Origin of the sequence: Burkholderia sp. 22313 (assembly GCF_052045245.1) — a bacterium.
Lineage (GTDB): Bacteria > Pseudomonadota > Gammaproteobacteria > Burkholderiales > Burkholderiaceae > Burkholderia.
Genome location: NZ_JBQEON010000048.1, coordinates 15,537 through 42,001 on the forward strand (window position 1 = coordinate 15,537; position 26,465 = coordinate 42,001).

General features: G+C 61.6%; 30 protein-coding genes. 7 read left to right on the forward strand and 23 right to left on the reverse strand.

Features of this window, described 5'->3' with window-relative positions; genetic code table 11:
- Nucleotides 1-76: 76 nt before the first annotated feature.
- The 19 genes from ACTJKF_RS28645 to ACTJKF_RS28735 form a co-directional block, all read right to left on the reverse strand.
- A complete protein-coding gene (locus ACTJKF_RS28645) occupies nucleotides 77-415 on the reverse strand; it encodes a phage tail protein (protein WP_440628215.1) in 339 nt (112 codons plus the stop codon).
- Complete coding sequence (locus ACTJKF_RS28650) at nucleotides 405-3,206, reverse strand: phage tail length tape measure family protein (protein ID WP_440628217.1); 2,802 nt, start codon at nucleotides 3,204-3,206, stop codon at nucleotides 405-407. Before ACTJKF_RS28650 ends, ACTJKF_RS28645 begins: the two co-directional genes overlap by 11 nt.
- Before the next feature lie 23 nt (nucleotides 3,207-3,229).
- On the reverse strand, nucleotides 3,230-3,610 hold the full coding sequence (locus ACTJKF_RS28655) for a DUF1799 domain-containing protein (RefSeq protein ID WP_440628258.1): 381 nt from the start codon (nucleotides 3,608-3,610) through the stop codon (nucleotides 3,230-3,232).
- Nucleotides 3,607-3,945, reverse strand: coding sequence for a hypothetical protein (locus ACTJKF_RS28660; protein WP_440628218.1), 339 nt, complete (start codon nucleotides 3,943-3,945; stop codon nucleotides 3,607-3,609). The genes ACTJKF_RS28655 and ACTJKF_RS28660 overlap by 4 nt, the downstream gene beginning before the upstream one ends.
- A 58-nt stretch (nucleotides 3,946-4,003) precedes the next feature.
- Complete coding sequence (locus ACTJKF_RS28665; protein WP_440628219.1) at nucleotides 4,004-4,942, reverse strand: phage tail tube protein; 939 nt, start codon at nucleotides 4,940-4,942, stop codon at nucleotides 4,004-4,006.
- 30 nt (nucleotides 4,943-4,972) lie between these two features.
- Nucleotides 4,973-5,398 (reverse strand): hypothetical protein, encoded by a 426-nt coding sequence (locus tag ACTJKF_RS28670; protein WP_440628220.1) that lies wholly within the window; start codon nucleotides 5,396-5,398, stop codon nucleotides 4,973-4,975.
- Nucleotides 5,395-5,691, reverse strand: coding sequence for a head-tail joining protein (locus ACTJKF_RS28675; RefSeq protein WP_440628222.1), 297 nt, complete (start codon nucleotides 5,689-5,691; stop codon nucleotides 5,395-5,397). Before ACTJKF_RS28675 ends, ACTJKF_RS28670 begins: the two co-directional genes overlap by 4 nt.
- A 2-nt stretch (nucleotides 5,692-5,693) precedes the next feature.
- Nucleotides 5,694-6,029 carry a DUF2190 family protein gene (locus ACTJKF_RS28680; RefSeq protein WP_440628224.1) on the reverse strand — a complete coding sequence of 112 codons (336 nt, stop codon included), beginning with the start codon at nucleotides 6,027-6,029 and terminating at the stop codon, nucleotides 5,694-5,696.
- A gap of 66 nt (nucleotides 6,030-6,095) precedes the next feature.
- On the reverse strand, nucleotides 6,096-8,174 hold the full coding sequence (locus ACTJKF_RS28685; RefSeq protein WP_440628260.1) for a prohead protease/major capsid protein fusion protein: 2,079 nt from the start codon (nucleotides 8,172-8,174) through the stop codon (nucleotides 6,096-6,098).
- Nucleotides 8,164-9,687, reverse strand: a complete 1,524-nt coding sequence (locus ACTJKF_RS28690) for a phage portal protein (protein ID WP_440628225.1) — start codon at nucleotides 9,685-9,687, stop codon at nucleotides 8,164-8,166. Before ACTJKF_RS28690 ends, ACTJKF_RS28685 begins: the two co-directional genes overlap by 11 nt.
- Nucleotide 9,688: 1 nt before the next feature.
- Nucleotides 9,689-9,895 (reverse strand): phage head-tail joining protein, encoded by a 207-nt coding sequence (locus ACTJKF_RS28695; protein WP_004540003.1) that lies wholly within the window; start codon nucleotides 9,893-9,895, stop codon nucleotides 9,689-9,691.
- Nucleotides 9,896-9,897: 2 nt separating this feature from the next.
- Nucleotides 9,898-11,967 (reverse strand): phage terminase large subunit family protein, encoded by a 2,070-nt coding sequence (locus ACTJKF_RS28700; RefSeq protein ID WP_440628227.1) that lies wholly within the window; start codon nucleotides 11,965-11,967, stop codon nucleotides 9,898-9,900.
- Nucleotides 11,915-12,508, reverse strand: coding sequence for a hypothetical protein (locus ACTJKF_RS28705; protein ID WP_440628229.1), 594 nt, complete (start codon nucleotides 12,506-12,508; stop codon nucleotides 11,915-11,917). Before ACTJKF_RS28705 ends, ACTJKF_RS28700 begins: the two co-directional genes overlap by 53 nt.
- 266 nt (nucleotides 12,509-12,774) lie before the next feature.
- Entirely contained in the window at nucleotides 12,775-13,530 is a 756-nt protein-coding gene (locus ACTJKF_RS28710; RefSeq protein ID WP_440628231.1) for a hypothetical protein, read from the reverse strand.
- A 218-nt stretch (nucleotides 13,531-13,748) separates the two neighbouring features.
- The gene (locus ACTJKF_RS28715; RefSeq protein ID WP_440628233.1) at nucleotides 13,749-14,546 is read right to left on the reverse strand and encodes a hypothetical protein; all 798 of its coding nucleotides are present in this window, start codon (nucleotides 14,544-14,546) and stop codon (nucleotides 13,749-13,751) included.
- Between the two features lie 288 nt (nucleotides 14,547-14,834).
- A complete protein-coding gene (locus ACTJKF_RS28720) occupies nucleotides 14,835-17,573 on the reverse strand; it encodes a VapE domain-containing protein (RefSeq protein WP_440628234.1) in 2,739 nt (912 codons plus the stop codon).
- Between the two features lie 154 nt (nucleotides 17,574-17,727).
- A complete protein-coding gene (locus ACTJKF_RS28725; protein WP_440628236.1) occupies nucleotides 17,728-18,120 on the reverse strand; it encodes a hypothetical protein in 393 nt (130 codons plus the stop codon).
- Nucleotides 18,121-18,128: 8 nt separating this feature from the next.
- Nucleotides 18,129-18,653: a phage regulatory CII family protein gene (locus tag ACTJKF_RS28730; protein WP_440628262.1), complete on the reverse strand. Its 525-nt coding sequence runs from the start codon at nucleotides 18,651-18,653 to the stop codon at nucleotides 18,129-18,131.
- A 97-nt stretch (nucleotides 18,654-18,750) separates the two neighbouring features.
- Entirely contained in the window at nucleotides 18,751-18,999 is a 249-nt protein-coding gene (locus ACTJKF_RS28735; protein WP_440628238.1) for a hypothetical protein, read from the reverse strand.
- A 103-nt stretch (nucleotides 19,000-19,102) separates the two neighbouring features.
- Between ACTJKF_RS28735 and ACTJKF_RS28740 the strand changes: the two genes are divergently transcribed.
- From ACTJKF_RS28740 to ACTJKF_RS28770, 7 genes are all read left to right on the forward strand, one after another.
- Nucleotides 19,103-19,630 carry a helix-turn-helix domain-containing protein gene (locus ACTJKF_RS28740; protein WP_440628240.1) on the forward strand — a complete coding sequence of 176 codons (528 nt, stop codon included), beginning with the start codon at nucleotides 19,103-19,105 and terminating at the stop codon, nucleotides 19,628-19,630.
- A gap of 577 nt (nucleotides 19,631-20,207) precedes the next feature.
- Nucleotides 20,208-20,423 carry a hypothetical protein gene (locus ACTJKF_RS28745; RefSeq protein ID WP_440628242.1) on the forward strand — a complete coding sequence of 72 codons (216 nt, stop codon included), beginning with the start codon at nucleotides 20,208-20,210 and terminating at the stop codon, nucleotides 20,421-20,423.
- A 2-nt stretch (nucleotides 20,424-20,425) separates the two neighbouring features.
- The gene (locus ACTJKF_RS28750; protein WP_440628244.1) at nucleotides 20,426-20,578 is read left to right on the forward strand and encodes a hypothetical protein; all 153 of its coding nucleotides are present in this window, start codon (nucleotides 20,426-20,428) and stop codon (nucleotides 20,576-20,578) included.
- Between the two features lie 221 nt (nucleotides 20,579-20,799).
- Nucleotides 20,800-21,159 carry a beta-hexosaminidase gene (locus ACTJKF_RS28755; RefSeq protein ID WP_440628246.1) on the forward strand — a complete coding sequence of 120 codons (360 nt, stop codon included), beginning with the start codon at nucleotides 20,800-20,802 and terminating at the stop codon, nucleotides 21,157-21,159.
- On the forward strand, nucleotides 21,159-22,508 hold the full coding sequence (locus ACTJKF_RS28760; RefSeq protein WP_440628247.1) for a ParB/RepB/Spo0J family partition protein: 1,350 nt from the start codon (nucleotides 21,159-21,161) through the stop codon (nucleotides 22,506-22,508). The genes ACTJKF_RS28755 and ACTJKF_RS28760 overlap by 1 nt, the downstream gene beginning before the upstream one ends.
- 74 nt (nucleotides 22,509-22,582) lie before the next feature.
- Nucleotides 22,583-22,972 (forward strand): hypothetical protein, encoded by a 390-nt coding sequence (locus tag ACTJKF_RS28765; RefSeq protein ID WP_440628248.1) that lies wholly within the window; start codon nucleotides 22,583-22,585, stop codon nucleotides 22,970-22,972.
- Nucleotides 22,969-23,310, forward strand: coding sequence for a helix-turn-helix domain-containing protein (locus ACTJKF_RS28770; RefSeq protein ID WP_440628249.1), 342 nt, complete (start codon nucleotides 22,969-22,971; stop codon nucleotides 23,308-23,310). The genes ACTJKF_RS28765 and ACTJKF_RS28770 overlap by 4 nt, the downstream gene beginning before the upstream one ends.
- A 43-nt stretch (nucleotides 23,311-23,353) precedes the next feature.
- Here ACTJKF_RS28770 and ACTJKF_RS28775 read toward each other — a convergent pair whose 3' ends face one another.
- The 4 genes from ACTJKF_RS28775 to ACTJKF_RS28790 all read right to left on the reverse strand — a co-directional run bounded on the left by ACTJKF_RS28775 (nucleotide 23,354) and on the right by ACTJKF_RS28790 (nucleotide 26,284).
- Nucleotides 23,354-23,959, reverse strand: a complete 606-nt coding sequence (locus tag ACTJKF_RS28775) for a hypothetical protein (RefSeq protein ID WP_440628251.1) — start codon at nucleotides 23,957-23,959, stop codon at nucleotides 23,354-23,356.
- A gap of 3 nt (nucleotides 23,960-23,962) precedes the next feature.
- On the reverse strand, nucleotides 23,963-24,286 hold the full coding sequence (locus tag ACTJKF_RS28780) for a hypothetical protein (protein WP_440628253.1): 324 nt from the start codon (nucleotides 24,284-24,286) through the stop codon (nucleotides 23,963-23,965).
- Nucleotides 24,279-25,016 carry a TIGR04255 family protein gene (locus ACTJKF_RS28785; RefSeq protein ID WP_440628255.1) on the reverse strand — a complete coding sequence of 246 codons (738 nt, stop codon included), beginning with the start codon at nucleotides 25,014-25,016 and terminating at the stop codon, nucleotides 24,279-24,281. The genes ACTJKF_RS28780 and ACTJKF_RS28785 overlap by 8 nt, the downstream gene beginning before the upstream one ends.
- A 68-nt stretch (nucleotides 25,017-25,084) precedes the next feature.
- Complete coding sequence (locus ACTJKF_RS28790) at nucleotides 25,085-26,284, reverse strand: site-specific integrase (RefSeq protein WP_440628257.1); 1,200 nt, start codon at nucleotides 26,282-26,284, stop codon at nucleotides 25,085-25,087.
- Nucleotides 26,285-26,465 lie beyond the last annotated feature (181 nt).

Below are 26,465 nucleotides of genomic sequence, written 5' to 3' on the forward strand. Positions count from 1 at the left end.
TTAGCACTACGCGGAGAATCACCGCCAACTCCTGTTCCTTCCGCCCCGAGATTTACTTTTTCAAGCTTTCCCATTATCAAGCCCCGAATGATTCGTCGAAAGTCGCGGTCAAAGTAACTATGCTTCCCGCTCCACGACTCGGCACATACGACGCGCATGTGTAACGCCCCTGAATGCCTATTGGCGACGTCCACAGAAACGACTTGACGCCCGCATGCCGGTCGAGAAAATCCATCACCGGCTGAACCTCAGCCAGCGTGCCGATGACGGTAATCGGCCACTTCGCACGCTTCGAATTGATACCGTCACCGACTCGCTGCTGATAGCCGTCACCAAACGGCGCAGCCCTTACCTTGAAGTCGATTTGTCCGGCATCGCCGGTCCGAACCGCCCACACGAAAATTTCATCTGCCATTTTTCATGAACGTGTAAATGATTCCCCCCGGGCGGGTCTCGCCGAGTACGACAGCGCGTATCTTTTGTTTCAGTCCATCCGCGAGCGCCTGAGCCGCGCTCGTCGACGACTGCGTCGACTGCTCGTCACCGCCCGACTGGATATAGACGGGCGCGGAAACAGACAGGCTTATTCCGACGTCGGAATAGCCGCCACCAGCTGCACGCCAACCAGAGACAAGACCACCACGGGCAAACTTCGAAAGGCGCGACATGCCGCGGCCGTTGTTCAGATCCTCCAGCATCGGGAGTACGCCCGGCTGCGAAACGACGTCCGCGCGAACGATGAACTCGCGGTTCGACACGCGCGCGAGAATGCTGTCGCTCGTCCCCGTGCCGGGGCCGCTGATCAATCCACCGCCCGCGAACTTCATCCCGGCACCAGCGCCGAACAGAGACCCGCTGCCGGAGATCGACGACAGCGCCGTGAATCCGTATGCGCTGCCGCCCATGCCGCCGGCACTCGATAGCACCCCGTCGAAGAGCATCCCCATCAGCCCCGTATATGCCTTGTTCGCAAAGAGCTGTGCGAACGAACTGAGCATGCTCACGACCATCGAACGAACGGCCTCGGCCGGCGTCTTAGCGCCGGCTGCGATGTCCTGAAACAAGCCGCTGAAGGCACTGCGGCCGGCGTCGGTGAATTCCTTCAGGTAGTTCGAACTATCGAGCATCGACTGCCGAATGCGGTCGCGCATCACATCGAGACTGCGCAGCACACCCTCGTCCGTCGACTGCCACGAAAGCCGGTTGACTTCGTCATACAGCGCCTGCAGCGACGTGACCGTATCGGCCGAATTCGCACGCAATTGCGACAGACCATCGATCCAGCCGGTCAGCCCCTCCTGCTGATCGAGGGAGATCTTCCGCTGTACGCTGCTCGCCTGGGCGATGATGTCGTTGTACTGCGCCGACAACTTTGTGAGCTGCCGGTTTTGCTCGATGAACGCGGCCCCTTGCACGTCCCCTGTCGACGCCGCCTGCAGCAGCGCTCCCCGATTGCGATCGTCGTATTCGTGCATCGCGCGCGGCACCGACACGCCGGCTTGCGCCAACAGTGCATCGCGCGTGTCCGAGATCGACTTCAGATAGCGTCGTTGCGCATCCTCTTGCTGCGTCAACAGCACGAGATCGCGCGATGCATTCTCCTCGCGGGCCTTCGAGATCTTCGTATCGACCTCGCCGATCTCTTTCGTGATCCGGATGCGCTCGTCGGCGGGGGCCTTCCAGTAGGCCGACTGAAGCGTTTTCTTCTCGCGCTCGTACGCGGCGATCTTCTTCGCCGTGCTATCGTCCGCCAGCGCGATCTGAGCCGAATAGAACGCGTGATCCGAGATCAAAGTTGCTTTGCGCAGCGCCTGCAGCTGATCGTCAGCATTCTTGTGAGCGTTCTGGATCAGCTCGAGACTATTCTTCGTCTCCTGCAATGCGGCGTCGAGCAGGCTCTTACGAATTCGGTTAGCGTCAGACGCACCAGACCGGTCGGCGTACTTCTTTCGAATCTCCGCCATGTCCGCGGCCATCTGTCCGGTCGACACTTTGTTCTCAGGATTCGCCTTGTTGTAGTCGGCAATCTTGCGCTTGTAGTCGTCGAGCGCCTCGTTGATGCGCGAGATGCCCCGCGCTTCGTCGCGTAGCCGCTTGAGGTAATCCGACGCTGCAATACCCGCCTCTTGGGTCCGCGCGTCCTCAGACTTCTTCTTCGCTGCAGCAGTCTCGTCAGCCGCCACTTTCTCGGCCTCGGCCAACCGTGCCCGCGCGGCGTCCATCGCCCCCGGCCGCATTGCAACCGTGCCGGACCGCGCGGCGTCCTCGAGGTGTCGAAGGTCCGCCCTGGCGGTCGCAACGCGCTCCGCCGTCGTCTCAGCCTTGCCGATCGACTTCATCCACTCCCATGCCCCGCCGATCGCGCTTCCCACCCCGCGCCACGCACGCTCGAGCGCACCGAGGTTCGACAGTGACTCGCCGCGCAGGTGTGCGTCGAGCAGTTTGGCCGTCTCTAGCATCGCTTTCTGACGATCCCCGGTCTCCTCGATCGCGCGAATATGTTCGTATTGCGCGGTCGTCATGAAGTGCATGCTTCGGTTGTGCTCCTCGGCCCACTTCGCCACGCCCTCGGGCATCCTCGAGTAGTCCTTCGCGAGATCGTCCAGACTCGCCCCGGTCAGCTCATGCTGCCGGATCATGCTTTGCCCGAGAATCTGAAGAGCATCACCGGCAATCTGCCCGGTCGACACAAGCGCCTGCACGCTCTGCCGCGCAGATCCGACGCTCGCGTGCGTCGCGTCCGCGACGGCAACCGACATTGCCGCGATGCTGCTCGTCGTCATGCCCGCATAGTTGCCTGTGAGCTGGATCGACTTGTTGAAGGTGCTGACCTCCTGCGCGCCCTTGTACGCGCCCAACGCGAACGTTCCGATAGCCGCCGCGACTGCTCCGACCGCGAGCCCCACCGGACTGAGCGCTACAGCCATCAGGTCGATCTGCTCCGCGAACACCATCGCAGAGCCGGCGAGGTTCTTCCAGCTTCCAGTGACGACCTCATGCGCCATCACCATCAGCTCACGTCGTGCGCCGGCCGTATGGACACCGACACCGTGCATCGATTTCCCGGCCTTTTGCGCCGACTTGTCGACGGCGTCCGAGAACGCCGCCGTATCGTTCTCCGCAGTGCGCAGACTCGCACGATACGTCGCCGGGTCCATCGTCAACTGCACGACGAGCTGCCCCAGACTGCCGCTTGTTCCGTTCATATCGCTTTCCCCACTACGTCGGGTCAATCACTGAGCAGTACTTCGAGCGCCGCCTCTTCCATGACCCTGATCTGCTGAAACAACGCGACACGACGTTTTCGCTTCACGCCGAGCAACCGGAAGACTGGCTCGAGCGCGGAATAGTCCAGGCCGGTATGCACCATCGACGCACCGCCGAACCCCGAGATCCCCGTCATGCGCCATTGCGTCGTCATTGCGACGAATGCCCGCACGGCCTCCCAGTTTTCTTGGTAGACCTCAAACGCAGTGTCAGCCGCCTGCGACGCGGCGGCCTCGAGATCCGCCGGACGCGCACCAAACGCTGCAAGCGCCTCGACAACACCTCGGTCGACGGTCGAGGCTGACGACGAAGCGCCGGCCCAATGCCGTGCCGCGTCGATCAGTTTTTTAGGCCTGCCCCCGAAGCGCCCGTCATGAACGCGACAACGGCACCACGTAGCGCGTGCGGAATGGACAGCAGCGCATCGCGCGTGGCGCTCGTGAAAGGCACCTCGTCGTTCCGTTCGTCGACAAGGCCATACCAGCCGAGCAGCAGTTCCGACATGATCGACAGGTCGGTGCGGCCCGATTTGCGCATCTCGTCCCATTCGGACATTTCGATGCGCTTGAACACCCCGACGAACTCATGGGTTTCCACTTCACCACTCGAGCTGGTGCCCGGCTCCACAACAGTTACTTTCATCGTGAAGGTCGGCGCTTTGGTCAGACAGTAGGACATACAGCCTCGCAAATAGAAACGGCCGCTTCACGCGGCCGCCTGATTGGGTTTCGGAAAGTTACTTTACGGTGATCACCAGCTCGTCGTTGCCGCGATCCGGGTTGACCGTCAGCGTCGCATCGAGCATGACCTTCTTGTCCTGATCCGAGTACGACGGGTCGGTCAACTGCACCTTGGGAGCGTCGAACTGGACGATATTGCCCGGCACGTTGCCTTGCTTGATGGTGAGTGCACCGGTCGTTGCATCCTTGACGGATTGCCACCAGTTCTTGTCGGCCACCGATCCGAGCTGCATCGTGATCTTTCCAGTCGGCTGTCGATCGTTGATCTCCGCACCCTCATAGCCGATCAGCGCCGCCCAGGTCAGCGAGTTGGCCAGATCGAGGGACAACGCCTGCAGCGGACCTGTGTAGCCGTGCATCGCCCACGTCGTCGCCTCGGTACTCGCGAGCTTCGGCCGCAGGAACTTCGAGAAATCCGTGTCGGCCGGGAGCGGAGAATCGACGACCGGGTTGTAGACACCCATGAAGTGGAATTTCATCTTCGGGATCTGCTTCACTGTGAAGTCCCACGACACGGTCCCCCGCGCGTCCGTCAGCTTATGCAGCAGCCCGTCGAGGTAGTAGTACAACGTCAACGGCGTCCGTACCGCCGTGCTGACTGGCCGGTACTGAACGTCGACCTTGTCCGTGACGGTCTCGGCGAAGTTGCACGCCATGAGCAACCGCCCCCACGCCGGCGCAACCCCGGCCTCGCCGGCCCCGGCAACCTCGACCTCGAAATCGAGCTCGGCGTGCGCGCCGGCCGGGAGCTGCTCGCTGCTACCGAAGTACGGGCGGACCAGATCCCGCCCGGTATATTCGGCCGAGATCGGTTTCGCTGACGGATTGCTCACGAGGATGGCATCCGTTGCGCCTTTCGGCACCGCCGGCGTTCCAACCGCAGTTTGCAACGCGGCCAGGACGACGGAATTTCGCATTGATTTGGCGCTACCCATTTCAACTCCTGTCAATGCGCCGCCGTGACCTCAATCGAGGTGTCCGGCGCGCGTCTGGTAAAGAAAGAGATACCGCATCGTCACGACGCCGACGCCGCCGTCGACATCACCAGCCTGCGGCTCGTCGGTCCCGGCCTCGCGCACGCCAATCAGGCCGTCAGCCTGGAAGCGCATCACGATCGGATGCGTCACCTCGAACATGGCGTCGGCCGCGAGATCCGGCGCATCGGCATGGACGACGGCCGACACAGCTACCCCGCACTCACGCGTAGTCACGCCGATGTTCTCGTCGACGACTGGATCCGAGCCGCGATGGACAACGATCACACGCGGTTCACTGGCCTCGAATGCGGCGAAGAGCGATCGCTCAACTACAACGCCCTGCTGATGCAGTCGCTCATCAGCAGAAAACGCGGTCATCAACTGCTCGATGAAGCGCTCGCGAAGCGTCGTCATTGCTTGACCTCCAGCTCGGCGACCGAAAAGAAACCGTCATCGGTACGTCGCGGCGGGCGGTAGATCGAATAGCGCACGCTGTCGATCACAACGATGACGCTGCGACGCAGATCCGGGGCGTCTGCGGTCTGATACTCGATCCGATGACGCGATACCGTGACACGGCCGTCGAGATCGATCTCTTCGGGGGCGAAGAACCCGACCTGCAGCTCCGCCCCCGACTCTTCGATGATCGCCGTCTTGAGCATGCCGACGGCCCCGATCGCCGCCCAGATTACGGACGGGTTGTACATCGTCACTTCGTCCGCAGCAGACGCACGCGGGCGCGACCGACGTTCGCTGCCTTCGCATCCGCATAGATGCCGATCGGCGTTGTGCCGTCAGCCTTCGCCGTCACAGTTCCGGCCGCCTCGTCGAAGTACGCCAGGTCGCCGACAATCGCTGCATCGGCCGCGACTGCCGGAAACTCGAACACACCGTCGAGCGCGTATTCGCCCGGCACGTTCGCGGCAAACGACCCATATGCGACAGCCGGCGTTTTCGACGAGCCGAGGAGGACGAGATCGCCCGAGGCGACGGCCTTCGGCAGCGTCACGGTGAGGATGTCACCGTCTTGAATATAGTTGCGCATACATGCACTCCTGCTGAATGGGAGAAAGGAGGACGGCGGCGCACTGAATATGCGCCGCCGCGAAAGTTACTTGCCAGCGTTGCGGTACACGCCACGGTGGTCGACTGCCTTCGCCGCGAAGTCGAGCCGCGCCTTGACCTTCAGACCGTCGACGTCGAAGTCGAGCGACTGCTCCGTGTACAGGCCCTGCTCGCCCTCGAGGTAGCAGAACTCGATCGTGTCGATCGTCGCGGGATCGGCAGCGAGGTACCACGCCGTCGGGCTGATCGCGTCGAGGCGCGGCTCCACAACCGGTGTCAGGACGCCGTAGAACGGGTTCTGTTCCTTCGCGACGGTCGGCGTGTACTGGTTGCTCGTGTACTGACCAGCGACCGTCTCGAGCGCCGCCGGCACGAGCAGAAACTTCGGCATCACGTTCACGACCGAGTCGTCGCCCGGAGCCTTCTGCGTGCGCATCTTCGTGCGTGCTTCGGACAGCGAGTCGATGCTGATCGCGGCGGCCGTGCCGATGTTGTTGTGCGACGCGTCGAACAGCGGTTTGCCGTCGGCCATCTTGCCGCCGCCCGTCAGAGCAGCGTAGACGAGATCCGATTCGAGGTTTGCAGCAGCGCGGCCGAAGAACAGCGGCACGCGCTCAAGTGCCGACAGATCATCGTTGATGATCATCTGGCGCGTGAAACTGATCATCTTGCCGTAGGTGCCGAGCTGGATCACTTCGCCACCATCGACGAGCGTCCCGGTCTTGTATTCACCCGCCTCGTTCACCTTTTCGAGCTTCAGGTTGCCGTCGACCATCACGCGCGTAGCCGCGCGGAAGTCGGTCAGCACACCTTGACGCGCCCACGCCGAAAACGAGCGCGGCGCAGCCGTGTACGCGTCGCGCAACGTGCGATTGATCACGTTACCGAACACGGCCGGCAGGTCCGAGGTCGTGTGATATCCGCCACGCTCGCCCATGCCGAGTGCGACACCGGCCAGCGCGCGGATGTCCATGCCGCGCGTGTCGATGTGTGCCGCTTCGAGACCAACGCGGCAGAGCTCACGCAACGTCATGCCGCGATACTGGCGAGCCGCATCGGTGAGCGTGTGGCGCGGATTGAGGCGATGGATCAGCGAATCGGTCATCGCAGCTCGGCGCACGTCCGTCTCGTCGCTGACCGTTTGGATATCGGCCTGCCCGCGGATGTTGGTTGCGTTCGAGCGCTCGGCCTGCAGGCGCAGCACCTCCGCACGCACGGCGTCGATCGCCACGCCGCGCTCGATGAAGCCGTCGATCAGCGCTTGCTGGCCGTCGAGCGTGCTCGCGCGAACGGCCGCACCGATCTCGATGATGCGCTGACGTTCTGCGCGCTCGCCTTCCGCACGCGCGTTGTCAGCCGCCGGCGCCGGAGTGACGTTGCCGGGTGCCGGCGTCGGGGTTTGAACGGTCGTCGATTGGTTACGGGTGTTGTCTTGAACATGCATTTGCGTATCTGCTCCTTGATTGATCGCCGGGACAGTCGCCCCGGAAGGTTGTGCTGCTGCGCCGCGCTCGATGAACTCGCACGGAAAGGTCGGAATCTCCCCTGCGAACGGTTGACCGGGATCACCACGCGTCGTCGACCCTGCATCTGCATTGATATCGACAACCGAGATCTCCGTCGGCTCCCAGTCGATCGCGCGATAAATCCACACCTCATTGCCCTCTTGACCGGGCGGGATCATCTCGATGCGATACACGCGATAGCCAACAGAAACATTCCGGAGAATCCCGTCCTGAACGTCCTGAAAGTACGGCTCTGCCGTGTCGCGACGCGAGAACCGCAGCGTCGCGGATCCCGTACCAGCGGCGGAGTCAAGATCAGCCGCCTGGACAACGCCGAGAACACCGTCGAGCCCTCGCCAGCGCTCATGGTTGTTGATGACAGGCGCAGTACCAGACGACAACCGCGTCATCCGCACGGCCCCCGGCGCAGTACTGAGCTCCTCGAGGTACGGTCGATCGTTCCGCCAGTCATAGCGCATCACCTGCGCGCCGGCCGTCCATGTCACCTCGACAGTGCGCGCCTCGGCGTTGAACGACGAGACCGGCATCAGGCGCGACATGAGCGGCATCGACGTGCCCCGCGCCTGCGGACTCGTTGGGCTGTTAGTGCTACGGGGCATGCTTGCCTCCAAATGAAAACGCCCGCTTACGCGGGCGCTTGTGGGTGGAAAACGTACGTCGTCGGGTCTCGGGCGAAGAACTCGCCCCACCAGCTCCGAGACTTCGGCTCCCGGCGGGCGGCTCGTCTGCATTGAGCGGATCGGCCCCGATCTCTTCGTCGACCTCCTCCGGGTCGTCGCCGAGCTCGCGAATGCCTTGCTTCCGGCTCTTAAGTCGCGCCTCGATCAGCGCAATCAGACCGTTTGCTTCGCGAGCAGGGTCGATAAACTCGATCCGCTCCGGCGTCCAGGTGACATCACACGTGGCAAGCTTGGTCTTGCCCGCAAGGAATGCCGTCGACACGAAGCGCATCGCGACGCGTTCGCAGAGCATCGGGATCACGATCAACCATTGCCGCTGCTCCATGATCCGTTTGAACTCCATCTTTCCCATGCGCCCGCTCGTGAAGTTGACCTGCGAGTAATCGCCCGTCAGCTGCTCGTACGTGATATCGCACCCCGCCGCGATCGCTCGCAGCTCAATGCGCACATGCTCTTCGTATCCGTCGCTCGCGGCGGGTGCAGCAAACTGGATCTCCTCTCCATTGCGCAGGTACTCGATCATCCCCGGTGACAACGCCTCGACGCGCGGCGCATCCTGCTTTGCCCCTGCGACCGCTACGGGCCGACCCGGTTGATAGCTTTCATCGTTCGTCTTGACGAAGGCCGCGAAGCAAGCCTCGATCTTTTTCCGGACCAGCTCTGCATCCTGATACTCGTCGAGATCACGTACCTTCCAGATGGACGTTGAGAACTCTGGGAAACCGCGCACCGAACCGGGGCGCTTGATCGCGTCAAACAGGTGGATAACCTCAGACGCCGGCACAAAGTGACTTTGCATATCGCGCGGGACCAGCGCTATCTCGCCGGGATGCCGATCGAAGAACCAGTACCCAACGCGGCGACCGATTGCGTCGAACTGCACCCCGGTGATCGCGAAGCCCCCGGTATTCGTCGGCCCCGTCTGGGTGCTGTCCAGGTACTCCGCCTCGAGCACCTGCAGCTGCAGCGGCACCTCGAGGCCGTCGTCAGGTTGGCGCGTCCTGAAGCGAATGAAAACCTCACCCGCCTCATCCATTGCCCGATAGCACTGCGCCTGAATGCCATTAAAGTCGAGCAGCCCCGCCGCATCGCATTGCTTGATCCAGTTCTTCCAGAGCTTCTGCAACGGCTTGTTGTCGAACTTCGCTCGAATGCCAGTGCCGACTAGGTTGGCAACTTTCACATTCAGCGCGTGCTTGATGTACCCGTTGTTCCGGACGAGATCCCTCGATCGGTTGCGCAGCGTCGCCAGTGCAGGCGCAAGCTCTGCGCTCGCACTGGCACCGCTTGCGCGCCAGCCGACAGCGCGGGGACCGCGCTTCGCGCCGTCAAAGCCGCGAACGGCATCGAGCGCCATACGCGCCTGCACGCGTCGCACGCCCCAGACTGGTGACACGGCAGCGATCATCTTGTCGAGAATGTTCGTTCGCATGTCAGAAACGCTCGATGATTGCGATGCTCGATCGCGGCCGACGTTGACCACCGCTCGCCGCGTCGACGTCGGCCTTGATCAGATCGCGCGCTGCGAGCAGGTCGGCGATGCTGCGAAACGTCGTTTTCTTGCCGTTGTACTCGACCGTCAGCGCTCCGCTCGCGATGGCTCGCTCGACGGCTATCAGATCGTTCTGTGTGAATGCCATAGCTACCTACGCCTCAACCAGTTATCGCGTCGCGGCACCCATCCGGTTGCATTCGGACGGGGCTCCGGTTCCACTGGCTCGGGAGCGGATGCGACGGGTTCATATTCTTTAACGGCCACTTCGACCTCGTGCAGCTCGAGCGCCAGGTCATCGGCATCCGACGCCGTATCAGTCGCAGCGGGTGCGCTATCGGCCTCGACCTCTGCAGCCGGCTCCGCGAACAGATCACGGACACGCGGCTCGACAACGGCCTCCACAGCGGCCCAATCGGCCTCCTGAAACGCATTGAGACGGAGCTTGGGGTGATACGCGCACGCGAGGTTGTAGACCTTCAGGTCAAGCGCCTCATTGCGCTTGCGGAGCTTGTCCCACCGATCCTTCGCCGCGTTGTACGCCTCCGCGCACAGCTGTTCGAAATACTCGTCCTCAAGGTCCGTCGAAAAAAGCATCTGCTGATCGGCTACCTCAAGCTCCTCGTCTCGCGACAACGCGCTGTAGATCCGAGACTTCGCCGTGTCGGTGCCGACCGGCCAAAGCTGCACCCCGCCCTTGTGTGTCCGCCCGTTCTTCGTCACGTCCTGATCGGTTGGTCGACCGATGATGGGCTTGTGCTTGTCACGCGCACCCTTGATCGCGAACACGCCCCGATGCTTGCGAAGCCGGCAGTAGTCGTACACGTCCTGCGTACGGCCACCGCCCGAGTCGACCGCGCAAAGCTCAATGCGCATCGGCACGCCGAACGCGTTGACGATCGGTGTCTCGAGTAGCTTGTCCAGCTCCGCCCACGGGGCCTTTGTGGCGGGATCGCCGCGCAATACGACGTGGTCGATCGTCCAGTTGAGCATCCCGCGCCCCCATCCGCCAATCTCGACCTCGAGCCGGTCGTTCTGCGTGTCGACCGCCGCAGTCAGGATGAGACAGCCGAGCGGGATCGTACGAAGCTTGTACGGCTGCGCACGACGCTTGATCGTCTGCCACTTCATCTCGGCAGCCTTGTCTTCGTACGTCTCGGCGAGACCGTTGTTCAAGAACGCGATCTTCTTCTCGACGTCGAGGTTGCCGGCCTCGTGATCGGCCGCCATCTCGTCCCACGGACGCCAGCCGAGCGGTGCATAGATGGCGCTGAGGTGGAAGCTGGCGGTCTTGCCGTCCCCCTTCGCAGTCGGCATCCAATACGCGCTGCCATACCCCCGCTTCCACTCGTGCTCGCGACCGCCAGCACCGCACGATTCGCAGTAGTAGCGCACCGTTTCCGGCTCGCCCGGCGTGTACTTCATCCCCTTGTGCCAGTCGAAGAACTGCGGATGCTCGCAATGCGGACACGGCACGAAGTACCTGCGTTGATCCCCCTGCTCGTACAGCTTCTCGATCTGCGACCGACGCTTGATCGTCGGCGTGCTATTCGCGAACACCTTTGCCCGGCGGCCAAAGTTGCTTGTCCGATTAACCGCAAGGTCGATCGGGTTGCCCTGTCCGTCGACGTTGAGCTCGTACTCGTCGACCTCCTCGAGCAACGCGTAACGAACCGTCGTCGACTTGAGGCGACCTGCGCGCGTCGCACTCACGAGGTTCATCATGCCGCCGGGATAGCGCTTGCGCAGCTTGGTGTTGGCGCTGTTCTTCCGGTTGGAATCCTTCACGCGGCGACGCAGCGCACGCGTTGCAAGCCGCATCGGCTCGAAGCGATCCATCTCCCACTTCTCGGCGTCGTCCTTCGTCGCAAACACGCACAGGAGGTTGCCAGCAGCCGTCGTGATGCTGCGGCCGATGAAGTTCTCGCCAAGCGCCGAGCCACCGAGCTGGTGCCCTTTCTGCAGGCCGACGATCACGACCCAACTGTTGTCGAACGGTTGTGGATCGTCGTGCGCGTAGCGCGTGACGTTGCTCGACATGCCCGACAGCGCATCCATGATGCCGACGAGGTACGGCGTCCGACTGTTCCGCCACTGCCCCGGCTCGGGACTGTTCTCAGGCAGGATGCGATGCCGCTCTGACCACTCGGCAATGCCGATGCGCTCGTCAGGCTGAATCGCCTCCTTGATCGTCTTCAGGAAGGCTTCTGTCGCTCCCATCGGCGTCACCGTCTTGATCTTGCATCAACGTGTCTACGTCGACCGAGGACAGCGCCCTTGCGAGCTCCTCCTCAAGGATGGATTCGACTCGGGCCGCACTGTCTTCGGCCGCGAGGATGTCTTTCACGCGTACGGGCACGTTCATCACGTTGTCCCGTACCGTTCGGAAGGCCGTGAAGGCGATCCGTTGCGCGTCCGCAAGCGCCAGCGTGTTGCCGAGCTCGCGCGCAAGCTCCATGCGTTCGCGTTCGAGGCGCGTCTCCTCGCGATGCGCACGCGCAGCGCGATACTTCGCCATGTGCGGGTCTTCGTTCTTCGCGCCAGCGGGGAAGTCGTCTTCGTCGTCGCCCAGCGACGGCGGCAGAGAAGCCGAGGAAAGCGCAGGCGTCGCGCGCGACAGGTCTTCGAACGAACGACGTGACTCGTCGGTGTTGCGCCGCCATGCGGCCTCGGCCGCATCGGAGTCGATCTTGCCGTTCGCGTTCAGCGAGATCCGGCCAGCCTTGATGGCTTTCTGGACCGAGTTGAGCGCGACGTTCATGTGACGCGCGAACGCGCGTTGACTCATCTCAGGCATATGACCACCTGTTGACCACCGAAACTGACCACCTGACCACCCGGTGACCACCCTGAAAAATCTTTGACACTGCGCGTCCAACGTGGCTCGAATTACCCGCATCGGGAGGGTGTCCGGGAGGACCCAAAAAAATCCGGCCAGAGCCCTCACCGTGCTTTTCAAGAAAGCTATCGATTCTCATTTGCAATAGAAAGATCCTATTGCCGTGTACCCCATCCGATTGCCTCTTGCTATCGACGCGTCGCCATCGCCAACTTCAGAGCAGCTTCGAATGCAGTCGGCAACGTGCGCGTCGACACGGTCTCGACGACTCGGTCGAATGGGAATCGCTCACCGTATCGGGGCGCACGTACGAACATCAGCACCGGCCGGACCGCATAGCCAGCCGCGAACTTGTATCGCGCCCACACTCCGAGCGGCATCTTGCCGCCACCCGGTCGACCGACGAAGTAACGCGCGTCGCGAAGCGGATCACGCTTGCGTCGCTTTCGGGAGCGGGCCGTTTCGTTCTGCGTGCGATCACGTGACGCCTGCAGCTGCGCGAGGATCTTCGAATACTGCCCCCGGCTGAAGTTGCCGTACTGATCGAGCTGGGCTGCCGCACCTGGGACGACGTACATATCCGATGGGAGCAAACCGCGCGCACGCAGCAACCCTTCGACCCGCTTCACACTACGCGGCCCGCCCGATACTTGCGGCATCAGGTATGTCGTTGCTGGCGTCCCTTTGAACGATTCATCGATGAAGCCGACGCGGGCTTCGAGCCGCTTCTTCGTCGCGGACTTGATGCGCAGCGATCGCATCGTGTACGGGGTTGGCCGATCGAAGACCTGACGCATCGTGTCGGCCAAAGCAGCTTTCGCCGCCTGAGCCGTTTCGTTCAATGCTTTCGAGATCGCAAACGGTAACTGCTGTTGCACGTGATCTTCGGCCGCCGCATGAAGACGAGACGTGTCAACGCGAAAGGTGAAGGAGCCATTCGACATGCGGCCTCCAATGCAAAAAGCCCCGAGGCTTTCGCGCTCGAGGCTTCAAGAATTCCATTTTGTGAAGGCGAACGCCTCCCACTGACCTAACGGGCACCCTTAATTGTTGTTATGTCTCCGAGAGGTTTGCACGACTAACGCGCGGTGCCAGCGAATATCCAGTGACTCGGTAAAGGATGGCCGGATTTTATTCGCGCTGCTCTTGGTTTGCAAGATTTTCATCGTTGCATCTTCCGTCGCACCGTGTCTGACACGCGACCGTCCACGCTATCCAACAGCGCGAGCGCCGCGACAAAATGCCGAGGCCACTGCGAGCGGTAGAGGTCCAGCGAGATACCAAGCGCACGCGCCCGCGCCGGTTCGTCGATCGCGGCTTTGCCCGACCCGCCGCAGCTCTTGCAGATCTGTCGGCCAACGCGAATGCCCGACTTCGAAACGCGGATTTTCCCTACACCATCACACTCGGGGCAAGGACCGTACTCCCGAAGCACCATCGGACTGCGACCGTTGTGCGCGAACGGCACGCGTTGCTCGTCGACCACAATCTTCCGACGACCGCAGCAGACCGGGCATTCGACGTCGCGGTCTGTCGGCTCGTCGCGACGCGAACGGCCGATGACGCCGTGACCATCGCAGTCCGTACAGATGTCCGCGCACCATTCGACGATCACGCGACGCGCAAAACGCTCAACGATATCCGCCTTCGCCACGTCAACCTTCAGACCGCGTCGTTTGTCGAGCGCCTGCTGATGATCGAGGCCCGTGAACTTCGCTCGTGAAAATTTCCGCGACGTCCGAATGCGATGCGCCAGGAGCAGAACCGCACGTCGAAACGGTGAGCGTTTCACATCATGGACGTATGACACGTCCTGACCGTACTTCATGTGCCAAAGTAACTTTCCGAGATCGCCCGCAAAGGCGAGTGCCCCCAACGTGGTCTCCGCATCGACGGCCTGATCGTTCAGCTGGCTTTGAACGTTCATCGCTGTCCCGGCTCGTTCTTTCAGGTCGATCATTGCTCACCCCGTTCTTTACTTTGTCCTACTGTCCTACTGTCCCAAGGAAAGAAGGTCAGGTGCGCGTGCGCGCGCTTGCGACGTGCGCCCATCCGTGTGCACGTGTCGCGCACGTCGCACGCACACACGCACGTACGCGAGGCGGAGTGCTTGGGACGTCGGGACACGAGACGGCGAACGGCGCGCCGATTTGCCCGACGCGGCGCGGCAAATGAGCCGGAGCGGCGCGACAAACAACGCTGACGCAGCGCGCGGAGCGAAGCCGCGTGCACTGCATTTGACTGACGGTTAGAAGCACGCTTCATTGCCAACCTCCGCTGCCGCGAGCGCTGCTGTCGCAGGCCGTGCGACGATCTCAGCCGCTTCCGGACGCATGTAATACCAGCCACGGTCACCCTTCGACTCGCGCTTGCGCACCCACCCAATCGACTTGATCGCCTTGCCGATGCGTCGCTGCTCGGCAGGCGTCCACTTCGAGATATCCAGCTTCAAACACTCGCCGAGGATGTCCTCCATCGTCACCCTGTCGCGCATTTCGATAAAGCGGGCAATCATCGGTTCGAACACGTCGCCTTCATAACGGGCATCCTGCTCGACGCGGAACAACGGCTTTTCGTCGGCCAAGACCTGCCACGGCGCGGGTAGCACACCATCGGCCTCCAGGTTCGCCGCATCCCATTCGGAATAGATCTGAAATGCCTCAGCCCAGATCTGATCGCGATCGGCCGCAAGGCCCTTCAGATCCAACACATCCGCCACCTTGACCGGCCAGTAGCGCCGGTTACCAGACTCGTCCTTAAGGTACGTATCGAAGTTGACCGTGCCCGCAAACACGCTCTGACGTGGCACGTCGATCGCACGCTTCGCGTACGGCGGCCGGTACGTGTCGACGGCCGTCGAGAAGAAGCGCTTCGAGTTGGACGACTCCGACTTTGAAAGCGCATCCAGTTCGGCCAGCTCAATAACCCACTTCCCCGCCATCACGGCATACGAATCCTTGTCGCCGATGATGATGTTCGCGTCGGTGAACCAACGCTGCGAGAAGATTGTGCGGAATGCCGACGACTTGCCGGCGTCCTGCGCGCCTTCGAGAATCAGCACGTTGTCCATCTTGCATCCGGGCTTCATCACGCGGCCGACCGAAGCGACGAGCCACTTGAACCCCGCCAGCCGCACGTATTCCGTATCCTCTGCACCGAGGTAGGTAACGAGCCAACTCTTCAGCCGCGGAGTGCCATCCCACGTCAGGCCCGCGAGGTAGTCGCGCACTTCGTGATACGAATTGCGCTCGGCCACCAGAAACACTGCGTCGGAGATCAGATCCGCACGCGGGCTGACCGCGTAGCGCTGGCCCAGCCACAGCGCACAGCGCGCGTCGTCGCGATCGGTCCACTCGCCAGTCTCGCCACCGGGAAACGGTGGCGGCTTCAGCTTCACGATCCGGAGCGCGAAAAGTTCGAAGCCGAGCACGCCCTCCCACTTCGGGTCGTTCGACAGGATCGCGAAGACGTTGTCGACCGTCGGAAGCAATGCGCCGCTGTTCGTGCGCCGAAGGTCCGCGTACCACGATCGAGCCTGTCGTGCTTCGTCGGGCGGCGGCTCGTCGTCGGCAGCGCCAGCGGACGAAGGGGGTAACGCGTCGCCTGAATCGATGACGCGACGAGAACCCTTGTCGTTCTCTTCAGACACGATCCCGGCTTGCGCCATGTCCTCAAGCAGCCGGGCCGCACGGTTGTAGCCGATCTTGAGCTGACGCTGCACGAGCGAGGCAGACGCACGACGCGCCTCACGCACTACCGACACTGCCTGAGCGAACAGGGGATCTGCAACACGCTCGGCCGCATTCAGATGCGGGAACGGCTTCACATCGCTCGCGGCCGGAGCCAATGCCGCGAGGATTGCACGCTCGACCTGCTCTTTGACGACGTGGAGCCCTTCCTCGCAATGCAGGTCGTTGAAATCCGTGAGCTTGCGATCCTCGCGATTCGAGAAGATCGGGAATGTGACGCTCGCGTTGCCGACGGCATGCGCCGCTTCCACTGCGCGGGAACGGCCAGTGTTCTCGAATCGCTTGATCTGCTCGGGCCGGCCATCGACGTCGATGCGCAGCTCGAGGTGCGGAACACGCCCGTCGATCTGCGCCACGGCGGCGCTGACACGATGCACGACGCCACGATGCTCAACTTCGACCGGATCGGCACCGACTACCAGGTGCCCGCCGAAACCGAGCTTCTGGTTCAGCCAGTCGCGCATTTGCTGCTCGACCTTCCAATCGTCGTCGGCGCAGATCAGGATATGCACGTCCGGATACGCGTCACGCAACGCGCGCGCGGCGAGCATGATGTTGCCGGCATCGATACAAACGGACAGCGGGATAGCCTCGTCTGTCGCCATGCGAATCGAGCGGCCGGTGGCGTAGCCTTCCGTAACCATCACGATCTTGTCGTCGACGCTCACGCTACCAAGCCGGCATTCCGCGCCCTTCTTCTCGGTCCCCTTGTTGAATCGCTTCGCACCGTCTGGCGTGATCTTCTGCAGGCCGACCATGCGAACGTCGTCGATCGTATAGCGCAACAGGGGCACGTATAGCGTCCCGTCGGCGGCAAACCGCACGCCTTCAGCGGTGATCTGCTTTCGGTCGAGATACGCAGAAGCGCCCACTTCGGCAGCCTCGCCCCACTGCTGCCGCGCGCGGTTCGCTGCCAGCTTCGCCGCGTTTTGCCGCTTCTCCTCTTCCGCGCGTTCGGTTGCCTCTTGCCGACGACGGGTCTCGGCCAGAACGTCCGGCGGAAGCGTACCGCCCTGCCATACGAATTTCTGCGTACCGTTGTCGTCACCGCTCCACTCGCCGAACGCGCCTGCGTATCCGACCACTTGCCCGGCCCGGACTATCTCGTGTAGTGAGTACCAGTGCTTTTTCTTCGGGCCATAGCGATGCGGCTTCCCGTCCGCGATGGGGTGTCCGTCGGGCAATCGCGGGTGCCCCGCAGCGTCCAGCTGCGCGATGATCTGATCGATCGAGGACAAGACTCACACCCCCGTCGAAAAGATCCGAGCTGCCCGGCGACGGCGGAACGATGCGCGGCCTGCGACGAACGTAGATTGACCTACGGTAAAGCGATGTCCTGCACGGATGTGACGCGCACGAAGCGCGATCGATACTTTCGGCAAAGTCACTTTGTTATCCCCGATTGGTTGATGCTTTCCGCCGATGGAATTCGGCGAGGGTCGATTGTTCGAACTGGTCCAGTTGCTCGCCGCTGAGATAGCCGGCGATCTGGTCTTTGAAGGCCACCCGATCCGAGCGCGTCGCAAGCGAGGCGCAATACTTCGCGGCAACGCTAATTGCGACGGTCTGGTCGGCGTAGCGCAAGGCGTGCTGCATTACGTACCCGGCCGAGGCCGGAAACGTATCCAGCAACGTGTTGATAAGGCGGGGAACACCAGACGGCATCGTGCTCGCCATGCGCTCGAGGGCCGAGCTGGCGCAGCACAACTGGTTGCCGTAGTCGCAAGACAGCCCTGCTTGCTCGCGATACGGGTTGCAGCACTGCATTCCGTTGCTGAATCGCATGACGCGGCTCAGTCCCGATTGAACGGGGGCTTCGGCGCACGAACGGCAAACCGAACGAGCCGGATGAGGCGGTCGAGTGCACGCTGTTGGGACCGAGCCGCCGTCGTGATCGTCGTCGCCTCGCCTTCGCTGACGACCTTGTCTTCCAGTGCGACACGCACGGACTCGGCCACCTCGCCCGTATGCTTTGCGATCTCGAGCGCTTCACCGATCAGCGCCTCGGCGGGATCTCCCGCCGGCATGGCATGCGCCTCGGAGGCACGCAGCCCAAACCGCTCGTTCAGTGCGTAGAGCGCATCCAGCGCGTATGTCGACCGGCGCTCGTCCATCCACTCGATCAGCAACTCGAACATTTCCATCGAGAGACGGTTTTCATCGACGGCACGCAGGCGCAACCGGAGCGCCTCAGCCGAGATTGATCGGCCGCGGCGAGCAGTCAGGAAATTCGCCGCGTCCGCGACCCCGCCCGGCGTGCTTCGGATCGACGTATAGAGAACGTCGAGCCATTCGGTACCGCTGTATCTGCAGGTCATGCGCCCCCCCGGAAGTTCTTGGTGATGGTGGAGTTTCATTCTGTGTACTCGTCGCTGCGTCACATACGATTGGTTCTGGTGAGGCAACTGAGGACTCTCAGTGCGAGCCGCCTCGCACTTCCAGCGGATGCGCGCTTGCGCGGGCGTCCGGATCAGGCAGATCGGCGAAGTAGTCGTACAGCGCTTGAACGGTAGACACCCTCGGGTCACGCACGAAACCGCACGCGATCTTGGTGATGGTCTGGTACGGCACCGTGCTTTCGCCAGCGATTCGCGGCCAGTCGCCCTTAACCTGATTCAGTCGCCGCAACACGGTCTCGAGCATCGGCTCGTGGTTGCCTTTCATCGTTCCCCCATTTTGAAAACGGCCCGAAAACTTCCTTATGCGGAATTTTACACACAATCAAAACTTCCTCATAGGGAATTCCATGTATGGAATGATCCCCTTCATGGGTAAAGACATTTCGATGCGGAAACTTCTAGCGGATAAGGTGCGCCTCTGGATGGGCCGAGTGCCGGCCGCAGACACACAGGCAAAGCTCGCGACACGAGCAAAAATGTCGCAGAGCTCGATTCATCGCGTGCTGCATCTAGACACAGAACCCGAGCTAGCAACGGCATACAAGCTGGCTTCCGCGTTCGGGATCTCAATCGCCCAGCTCCTCGGCGAGGACGACTGCGAAGGGGCAAGCACGCTGCCGGTCGACCCGCAACGCTTTGCGCGCCTCCCGGCAAGCGAAAAACAGAAAATTCAGGCGTTCGCCGAATTTGTAATGGCGACCTACGAGTCCAGCACTGGGGGTGCTGACGAACTGAAGTCGATGTCGGAGTCCATTCCTGCTACAGACGACGAGCGCTCGCTCGTCGAACGCGTCGCTCAACGTGATCTAACCACTGATACGCTGAGCGAACATGAGACCAATAGCCAACCCGCCCGAAAACGCGGCAAAATCCGAGGCGCAAGCAACAGTCACTGACCTTCCGTCATATCGTTCGCGGCACCAAACTGCCGCGACGCCCGCCACGCAGCAGGCGCAGGACAACGTCGAAGCACGACACCTGCGTATCGCATCACACCTCAGCTCACGCCTTGACCCCGACGAGACGCACGCTGTCGCGGCCGCGCTCGTCCTGCTGCGCGCCGATGGATCACTCGATTCCACAACCACCGGCTTAGAGCCCGAATTCGTTCCCTTCCTCACACGCGGCCTCAACAGCCTTTCGGACAAGTTGTCGCGAACGCTTCTCCCGAGGCGATCGACTCCAGGTCAGCGCGGGACCGCGACCCTAACCGTCATTGCAACGCTTGGCTTCGTGGCAGCCACCTATGTCAACGAATGTCCACTAATCGATGCAGCGCTGTCTCTCGCCAGCCAGTTTTGCGCTGCTAGGTTTTGGCTGCGCAGACGCTGAAACGCTTCCGTATACGCGATATGCCCCTTAAGCATCGTTCATCCCTTACTCTGAAAATTCCGTATACGGATTGACATTGAATTCCGTATGCGGATATCCTCCGGCGGAACGCGTCACCCGACGCGCCCACCGGAGAACTGCATGAAACCCATTTTTGACGCGCATGGTGCCGCCCGTCGGGCGGCAATCCAGCGCATGCAGCAAAGTTACTTTCCGCCCGTCAAGCCGGTTGAGTCGTCGACCGCATGGCGGTTCGTGATGGTCGCGGCCGTCGTCGCGATCCTCGTGAACCTGCTCCCCGGCAATGAAGCCACCACTGCGCCGGCAGCCCGAGCGCATTCGTGCGTCCAGGTGTAACCATGCGCCGAAACCGCAAATCCCAAGCCGGCGCAGCGCGTACTTCGATCGCCCTGCTCGTGATCTTCATCGCCGTTGCCGTGAGCACGTTCCGCTCGGAAATGTCGATGGTCAATCACATCGCACTCGACGCGTCGAGCTCGAACGCGGGGTAGATCGGACATGACAGCGATGGATCTGATCTCTGACGAAGAAATCGCTCGCGAGCATCGCCTTCGCTGTCTGCCCGGCCCCGCCTCCGCATCCCTGACCAATCCCGCCCTCCGGATCTGCCTCGCGAATTGCGCGGCGCTCCGGACGCGCGACCAGAAACCACACGCCAGACACGTCGACTTGAAGAGTCGCGCGGCCGGCGAAAGCGAACAGGAGTAACACCATGCCCCGCCCGATCAAGCGCTTCGAAACCGATGCCCCGCGCGGCAATACCCTCAGTCTGCGGACCATCGTCCGCTACGACCGCGATGCCCGCCGGCCGTCGACCCCGATTCTCGTCGGCAAAACCATCGTCATGCGCCGCCCGATCGCCGACAGCATCTATACCGAGTACCTGATCATGGACGGCCACGACGTCGTCCGCACGCAGATCTCGATCCCGAGCGAGGAAGATTGCGCAACTGCCCTCAACTCAGCACGCCGGCAGCGCAAGGCAGTTGAACAAGCCGCCAAGGCCGCGATCGAACAGGCCGCGCAGAAAGCGAAGCCGCGCGGCAAGCGGACGGCGAAGGAGATCGCGTAATGGACGAGCGCACGCAACAACTCGACCTGACCGCGCCGATCCCGACCGGGAACATCAAAGCCGCAGCCGCAGCGGCAGGCGCGACGTCGGCGGACCTCTGGATGGTCCCCTACGAACAGCTTCACTACGACCCGGCGGACAACATCCGTGCGGTTGACACCGAATGGGTGGCACACCTCGCAGCGCTGATGCGAGAGAACGGATACGACAAGGGCTCCCCCCTCCATTGCTACGCTCGGAAAGTTGACGGCAAGGATCTTCTGTACGTCTACAAGGGGCAGCACCGCTATCTCGCAGCCGGACACGTAATCGTGACCGGGAAGAATCTGGGCAAGATCCCGGTCGTCGTCCGCGACGCCAAAAACGTCAATCGGGCCGAAATGGTGATCGACGGCTATCTCAGCAACAACGGAAAACAGTCGTCGCCGCTTGATCTGGCCGCTGCCGTTGCAGAGCTGCGCGACATTCACGGCATGACGCTTGCGGCGATCTGCAAGCGCCTGAATGTCACTGACCAAACAATCCGCGACGTCGGGCTGCTCGAACGCGCACCGGTCGAACTGCATCAGATGGTTCGGGACGGCGCGGTCGCAGGCACGCTCGCAATCGAACAGATCCGCGAACACGGCGCAGACAAGGCGCTGGACCGCCTACAAAAAGGCGCAGCGAAGGCCGCTGAGTCTGGCAAGTCCCGAGTGACAAAGAAGCACCTCGATGCAGCGGTCACGCCATCGCCGGCAGCTGCTGCCGCAGTCGAAGCACAGGCGCCAGCCCAAACACCCGCCTCGCCGACCACCCACACCAAGATCACCGAGAAGCAGTCAAAGCAACTTTTGCAGGCGCTGCAGGCCGTGCTGCACGACCCCGTGTTTGGCAAACTTTCGCCCGGCACTATCGACGCCGTACATACCGCGCTGACACCGCTCGCGGATCTTCTCGATGCAACGCCCGCACGCAAGACCGCGTACGCCATCGCCACCGCGAACGAACACGGCATCTATACGCCGACTGACGTCGTAACCGCACCGAAGCAACAGCGCACCGGACGAAGCCCGGCGGAAATTCGCGTTGCACTGATTGCGGAAGGTGAGTGGATTTACGGCATGGATTACACCATCGGCGCGGCCGGCGGCGTTTCGCCATGCTCATACCACGAAGGAATGCCGACGTACCCGACCCGCGTGCAGGCAATTCGCGGGGCCGTGCGCGACCTCACCCGCCGCATTGAGAACAGCCCCACGATGTCAAAGGCGAAGGAGGCCAACAGCGTGCGTAAGTGGCTCGACAAGCTGTACGCGATGCCCGACCCTGACTGGACGCCTGGAATGGCGCTGGAGACGTGCAAATGACTCCGCGCCCGGCTCTTTCTACCCCACGTCCGCTGTCGCGTAAGCGGGAACACGGAAACGGACGCACAGCTATCGTGCTCGCGAGCGTCGACGGCAAAGCTATCGCGAGCAACAAGCGCGAGCGTGCGCCCGCAAAAGCGATCCAGAAGAACGAAGCGACGCTCGCGCGTCGCAAACCTATCCAGGTGGACGATGCCTCGGCGGTGACCCGCCGAGGCAGAGCCGAGCGCCTCGAGACGGTGCGCATCGCGATCCGCGAGCTCGTCGTCGAGATTTCGCGGGCGGCCGACGTCGAGCTGCTCGACCTGATGGCCGACGAGACCGGCAGCTACGCCCGCCACAAAGCCGCACAAGAGGCCCGCACATGGGCGGCCGCCGCAAGCGTCACGCTCGAGACCGGCCTTATGCAACTCGACCGCGCCCTGCCTGAAACCACCATCGGAGATCGCGGAGGTAACGCGTGAGGACGCTCGACCTGATCGAATGCGCGGAATTCCTGAAGATCGACCGCACTACGCTGCTCGACATCGTCCATCGCGGCGACATCCTCGGTGCCAAGATCGGCCGAGCGTGGGTCTTTCTGGAGGACGACGTCGTGGCCTACCTGCGCGAACAGGTGCAAGCGCAAACGCAGAAGCGGATTGAACAGATCCGGTGCGGGTCGACGGCAACTGACGCACGAGTCGACAAGGCGATCCGAAAGCAACTTTCCTCGACCGATCCGCGCCGACCGGGACGGAAAGCGCGGCCGCTACCGCGACTCCCGGAACTTGATAGTTCGATGGTCACAAGAACCGCGTGATTTCCTACCCCCTGCGATATGCGCCGCAGGGGGTATCAACGCCTCACGCTGATTCGTAGCGCTCGACGTTCTCATGAAAGCGGCACAGGTGAACGGACAACTTGAACAGAAACAAGTAGAAACCCGTCATGCCAAGCGTGAATAGCTTCTGCCGCTGCTCCCCCTTACCCAAGAAGTATTCAACGGGAAGCGTATGCACATCGTCCAAGAGTGCGATGTGATCTTCTTCGAGCCGGGCACCCGCAGGAAGGTAGAAAATGCTTGTAATCGCCTGCTCTCGGATCGCCTGCAGCTTGCCGTCGATCGCTTCCTTCTGCAACCCGGCACGCTGGAGCAGCTCGACGTACCGAGACAGCTTGACGAGGGGCGCAAAGAGCAGTCTCGGCGGTACCGCCCGCTCGTTCCCGTCATCGATATCGCAACTGTTCGAAAGCACGATTCCACGCACCGCCTTTCGCGTCCCATCCTCGAATCTGATTAGATCCATGCTTGACCAACCGTCCCCTTGAAGCAGGTCAGTCTGGTATCGATCCAAATAGTAATCAATCTTATTCGGGAATTGGCTTAATGCTTTGATAAGCCCCTCTTGCTGCGGCTTCGTGAGATACGGCGGGATCTGTTGCCGCAAGTCTTCTATGCCAAGTTCCATTTTCTATTCAGCGTATAGATCCCACAGATTCTGGCTCAAAACCTGTTCGAACACGTCACCCAAAGGCCGTTGATTCTTGAGAAGGCGGTTATAAAAAAGAGCAATCTCGGTTTCGAAATTCTGCTCAGCCTCAACGAAGAACGACTCCCCGCCGACCGCTCCAGTCGCTAGGCTATGCTTCCACGTGTATGCGCGAGCTGGGCTAACCGCGGCCGCGGCAAGATGTCTATCTTGCAACGTCGCATTCCCCATAGCAGCGATCACTGTTGCAGCCATAAAGCCGGCAACCAGCCCCGGCGCTTGACTCGACATCGAAATGTTACTCATAGACCGGCCCCAATGATTCAATGGTCGACTTCTTCAAGCACTGAAAGAAGAGCTCTTTATTAGCCTGATGAATATCCTCTGCCAAAACGGGAAGCGTTTCTAGAAATTCCTTATACGCGACTGGCGTACTAAGCACATGAATTGTATCAATATCGAGTACCGCCCCGTCACGATTCTCATTGGTCCCCGTTATCACGATCTGAGCCGAACTAATAGCATTAACGATGTGCAACCATTTATCGTGAACCAACTCTGTCCGCAACGTCGTCGTCTCAGTGCTAAGAGTATGGCCACCGAGCTGGATATCAAGATTCATTTGATCCAGACCGCCCCCTGTGGCCAGAAGGTCAACATACTTCGTTGAGCAGCGCTTGACTTGGTCAATGAGGTTGAGGCCGCCAACCACTTCGAACACCCGCAGAAGCGCGGCACGAAACTCTGGCCATCCCGGATACGGGAGCTGACATCCCACTGCCAAGGACTCGTCCCCGACGAGCACATAAAACTTGCCCCAATAGACTTTGACTATCGCCATGGCGCGAAGATTGGGGTCGCTTCGGCGAAACGCTTCCGGCAGGTTTGCGGCCGCGGTGTTCTCGACCTTGTCTGCACCCAGAGATGCAAAGAGATAGCCGGGAAGAATCGAGGCGACGCTCGCCTTTGTGTCGAAACGCACTTCGAACATGGCGTCGACGATTGGCTCGCTTTTGAGCCTCGTAGGGAGTTTCATATGATTGCGCGTGATTTTCGCGAAATATTACCTTCCAGAGATGGAAAAATCTATCACGGACGGTCACCTTACCATAGGCGTTCCGCTAGATCGCTGCCTCGCAGGTTCGCATAACGCATCAAGACCTTGGGATTCGTGTGCCCGGTGATCTTCGCGATCTGAACGTCGCTCAACGTTGTACGCTCGTACAGCCGCGACGTCGCCTCGTGCCGCAGGTCATGGAACACGAGATCCGAGCAGCCCGCCGCGTCGAATATCCGTCCAAACTGCGCCGATAGCCGGGACGAGACACGAGCAAGCACCTTGCGCTTCAGCAGTTGCACGCCCTCGGCCCGCATCGACGCCTCCATATCGTCGACCCACGGAAACAAGCGGCCGCCGTCGAAGGTGAATCCATTCATTTCAGGGTCGCCCCCATTCACGGCGACGACGTACCGTTCGTACGCGGCGATCGCGATCGTCGTGAGCGGCACCGAGCGCTTGCTGCCGTTCTTCGTCTTCTCGAGCGCCACCGTCCGGCGACTAACCTCAAACTGTTCTACCTCGAGTGTGTACATTTCTCGCATCCGCATGGCGGACTCGATGCCGAGCTCGAAGAGGAACACCAGCGCCGGCCTGTACGGGAGATCGAACGCACGCTCGCGGCCGTTTGGCTTCCCGCCGGCCATCAGTCGCCGAATCTCGGCCTGCTCCGCCTCGCTCGGCCGCCGATCCCGGTGCACGTCCTCTTTCGCGTCGACATCCTGCGCCTCTACCGACACTCGATCTTCATCGGTATAGGTTGCATATCGTTTCGGGAGCAGTCGGAGCGGGTTGGTCGCCAACATCGGCGTGCCCGATCTCACCACCCAATCGAAGCAGCGGGCCAACGCACCGACGTAGTGCCGGATCGTTGACGGCGAAAGGTGATCGTGACGCTTCATGCTGGTCACCCACTGCTCGACCCACTGGTAGTCGAGCGTCGCAAGCGACTTTGCCTTGATGGTTGCTCTGCCGAGGAGCGCGTTTAGCACCTGGACGTCGGAGTCAGGCACCGAAACGCGCCGCAGGTACGCCCGAATGGCGTCGCCCGTCGTCGCGATCGCTTCGCGCTGCTCGACGACCTCGTCCGGCACGATGCCGGCGTCCAGCAGCTGCTCCAATCGGGCAACGTACGCGTCGCCCTCTTCCTCGGTGTCAAAGGTCAGGGAAAGCGGCTTTGGTAGCAGCTTCGCCCGCTTGATCGTGTATTCCCACGTGCCGGACGGCCGCAGTCGTTTGTTCGCCATGCCTAGATGAACTCGCCTCGATTGCCAATTAGCCGATTGATGGGTGGTTGGCGTCGGTTTTTAGTTGGTTACAGGCGACTTTTTACCACTCTAGACGACGCATTTCCATCTTTGGAAAGGCGCAGAAAAAAGAAAAGCCCTGACGAATCAGGGCTTTATCTCGTTCTACTTGGAGGCGCGA

What these genes read in the sequence shown, in the direction of transcription:
- ACTJKF_RS28675 (WP_440628222.1), bottom strand. Translation starts at nt 5,691, where the DNA reads ATGTACAACCCGTCCGTAATCTGGGCGGCGATCGGGGCCGTCGGCATG.
- ACTJKF_RS28735 (WP_440628238.1), bottom strand. Translation starts at nt 18,999, where the DNA reads ATGAAAGGCAACCACGAGCCGATGCTCGAGACCGTGTTGCGGCGACTG.
- ACTJKF_RS28740 (WP_440628240.1), top strand. Translation starts at nt 19,103, where the DNA reads ATGGGTAAAGACATTTCGATGCGGAAACTTCTAGCGGATAAGGTGCGC.
- ACTJKF_RS28700 (WP_440628227.1), bottom strand. Translation starts at nt 11,967, where the DNA reads ATGGGAGCGACAGAAGCCTTCCTGAAGACGATCAAGGAGGCGATTCAG.
- ACTJKF_RS28785 (WP_440628255.1), bottom strand. Translation starts at nt 25,016, where the DNA reads ATGAAACTCCCTACGAGGCTCAAAAGCGAGCCAATCGTCGACGCCATG.
- ACTJKF_RS28665 (WP_440628219.1), bottom strand. Translation starts at nt 4,942, where the DNA reads ATGGGTAGCGCCAAATCAATGCGAAATTCCGTCGTCCTGGCCGCGTTG.
- ACTJKF_RS28730 (WP_440628262.1), bottom strand. Translation starts at nt 18,653, where the DNA reads ATGACCTGCAGATACAGCGGTACCGAATGGCTCGACGTTCTCTATACG.
- ACTJKF_RS28705 (WP_440628229.1), bottom strand. Translation starts at nt 12,508, where the DNA reads ATGAACGTCGCGCTCAACTCGGTCCAGAAAGCCATCAAGGCTGGCCGG.
- ACTJKF_RS28710 (WP_440628231.1), bottom strand. Translation starts at nt 13,530, where the DNA reads ATGTCGAATGGCTCCTTCACCTTTCGCGTTGACACGTCTCGTCTTCAT.
- ACTJKF_RS28660 (WP_440628218.1), bottom strand. Translation starts at nt 3,945, where the DNA reads ATGTCCTACTGTCTGACCAAAGCGCCGACCTTCACGATGAAAGTAACT.
- ACTJKF_RS28745 (WP_440628242.1), top strand. Translation starts at nt 20,208, where the DNA reads ATGAAACCCATTTTTGACGCGCATGGTGCCGCCCGTCGGGCGGCAATC.
- ACTJKF_RS28645 (WP_440628215.1), bottom strand. Translation starts at nt 415, where the DNA reads ATGGCAGATGAAATTTTCGTGTGGGCGGTTCGGACCGGCGATGCCGGA.
- ACTJKF_RS28695 (WP_004540003.1), bottom strand. Translation starts at nt 9,895, where the DNA reads ATGGCATTCACACAGAACGATCTGATAGCCGTCGAGCGAGCCATCGCG.
- ACTJKF_RS28725 (WP_440628236.1), bottom strand. Translation starts at nt 18,120, where the DNA reads ATGCGATTCAGCAACGGAATGCAGTGCTGCAACCCGTATCGCGAGCAA.
- ACTJKF_RS28685 (WP_440628260.1), bottom strand. Translation starts at nt 8,174, where the DNA reads ATGCCCCGTAGCACTAACAGCCCAACGAGTCCGCAGGCGCGGGGCACG.
- ACTJKF_RS28760 (WP_440628247.1), top strand. Translation starts at nt 21,159, where the DNA reads ATGGACGAGCGCACGCAACAACTCGACCTGACCGCGCCGATCCCGACC.
- ACTJKF_RS28755 (WP_440628246.1), top strand. Translation starts at nt 20,800, where the DNA reads ATGCCCCGCCCGATCAAGCGCTTCGAAACCGATGCCCCGCGCGGCAAT.
- ACTJKF_RS28750 (WP_440628244.1), top strand. Translation starts at nt 20,426, where the DNA reads ATGCGCCGAAACCGCAAATCCCAAGCCGGCGCAGCGCGTACTTCGATC.
- ACTJKF_RS28775 (WP_440628251.1), bottom strand. Translation starts at nt 23,959, where the DNA reads ATGGAACTTGGCATAGAAGACTTGCGGCAACAGATCCCGCCGTATCTC.
- ACTJKF_RS28780 (WP_440628253.1), bottom strand. Translation starts at nt 24,286, where the DNA reads ATGAGTAACATTTCGATGTCGAGTCAAGCGCCGGGGCTGGTTGCCGGC.
- ACTJKF_RS28690 (WP_440628225.1), bottom strand. Translation starts at nt 9,687, where the DNA reads ATGCGAACGAACATTCTCGACAAGATGATCGCTGCCGTGTCACCAGTC.
- ACTJKF_RS28790 (WP_440628257.1), bottom strand. Translation starts at nt 26,284, where the DNA reads ATGGCGAACAAACGACTGCGGCCGTCCGGCACGTGGGAATACACGATC.
- ACTJKF_RS28650 (WP_440628217.1), bottom strand. Translation starts at nt 3,206, where the DNA reads ATGAACGGAACAAGCGGCAGTCTGGGGCAGCTCGTCGTGCAGTTGACG.
- ACTJKF_RS28715 (WP_440628233.1), bottom strand. Translation starts at nt 14,546, where the DNA reads ATGATCGACCTGAAAGAACGAGCCGGGACAGCGATGAACGTTCAAAGC.
- ACTJKF_RS28680 (WP_440628224.1), bottom strand. Translation starts at nt 6,029, where the DNA reads ATGCGCAACTATATTCAAGACGGTGACATCCTCACCGTGACGCTGCCG.
- ACTJKF_RS28670 (WP_440628220.1), bottom strand. Translation starts at nt 5,398, where the DNA reads ATGACGACGCTTCGCGAGCGCTTCATCGAGCAGTTGATGACCGCGTTT.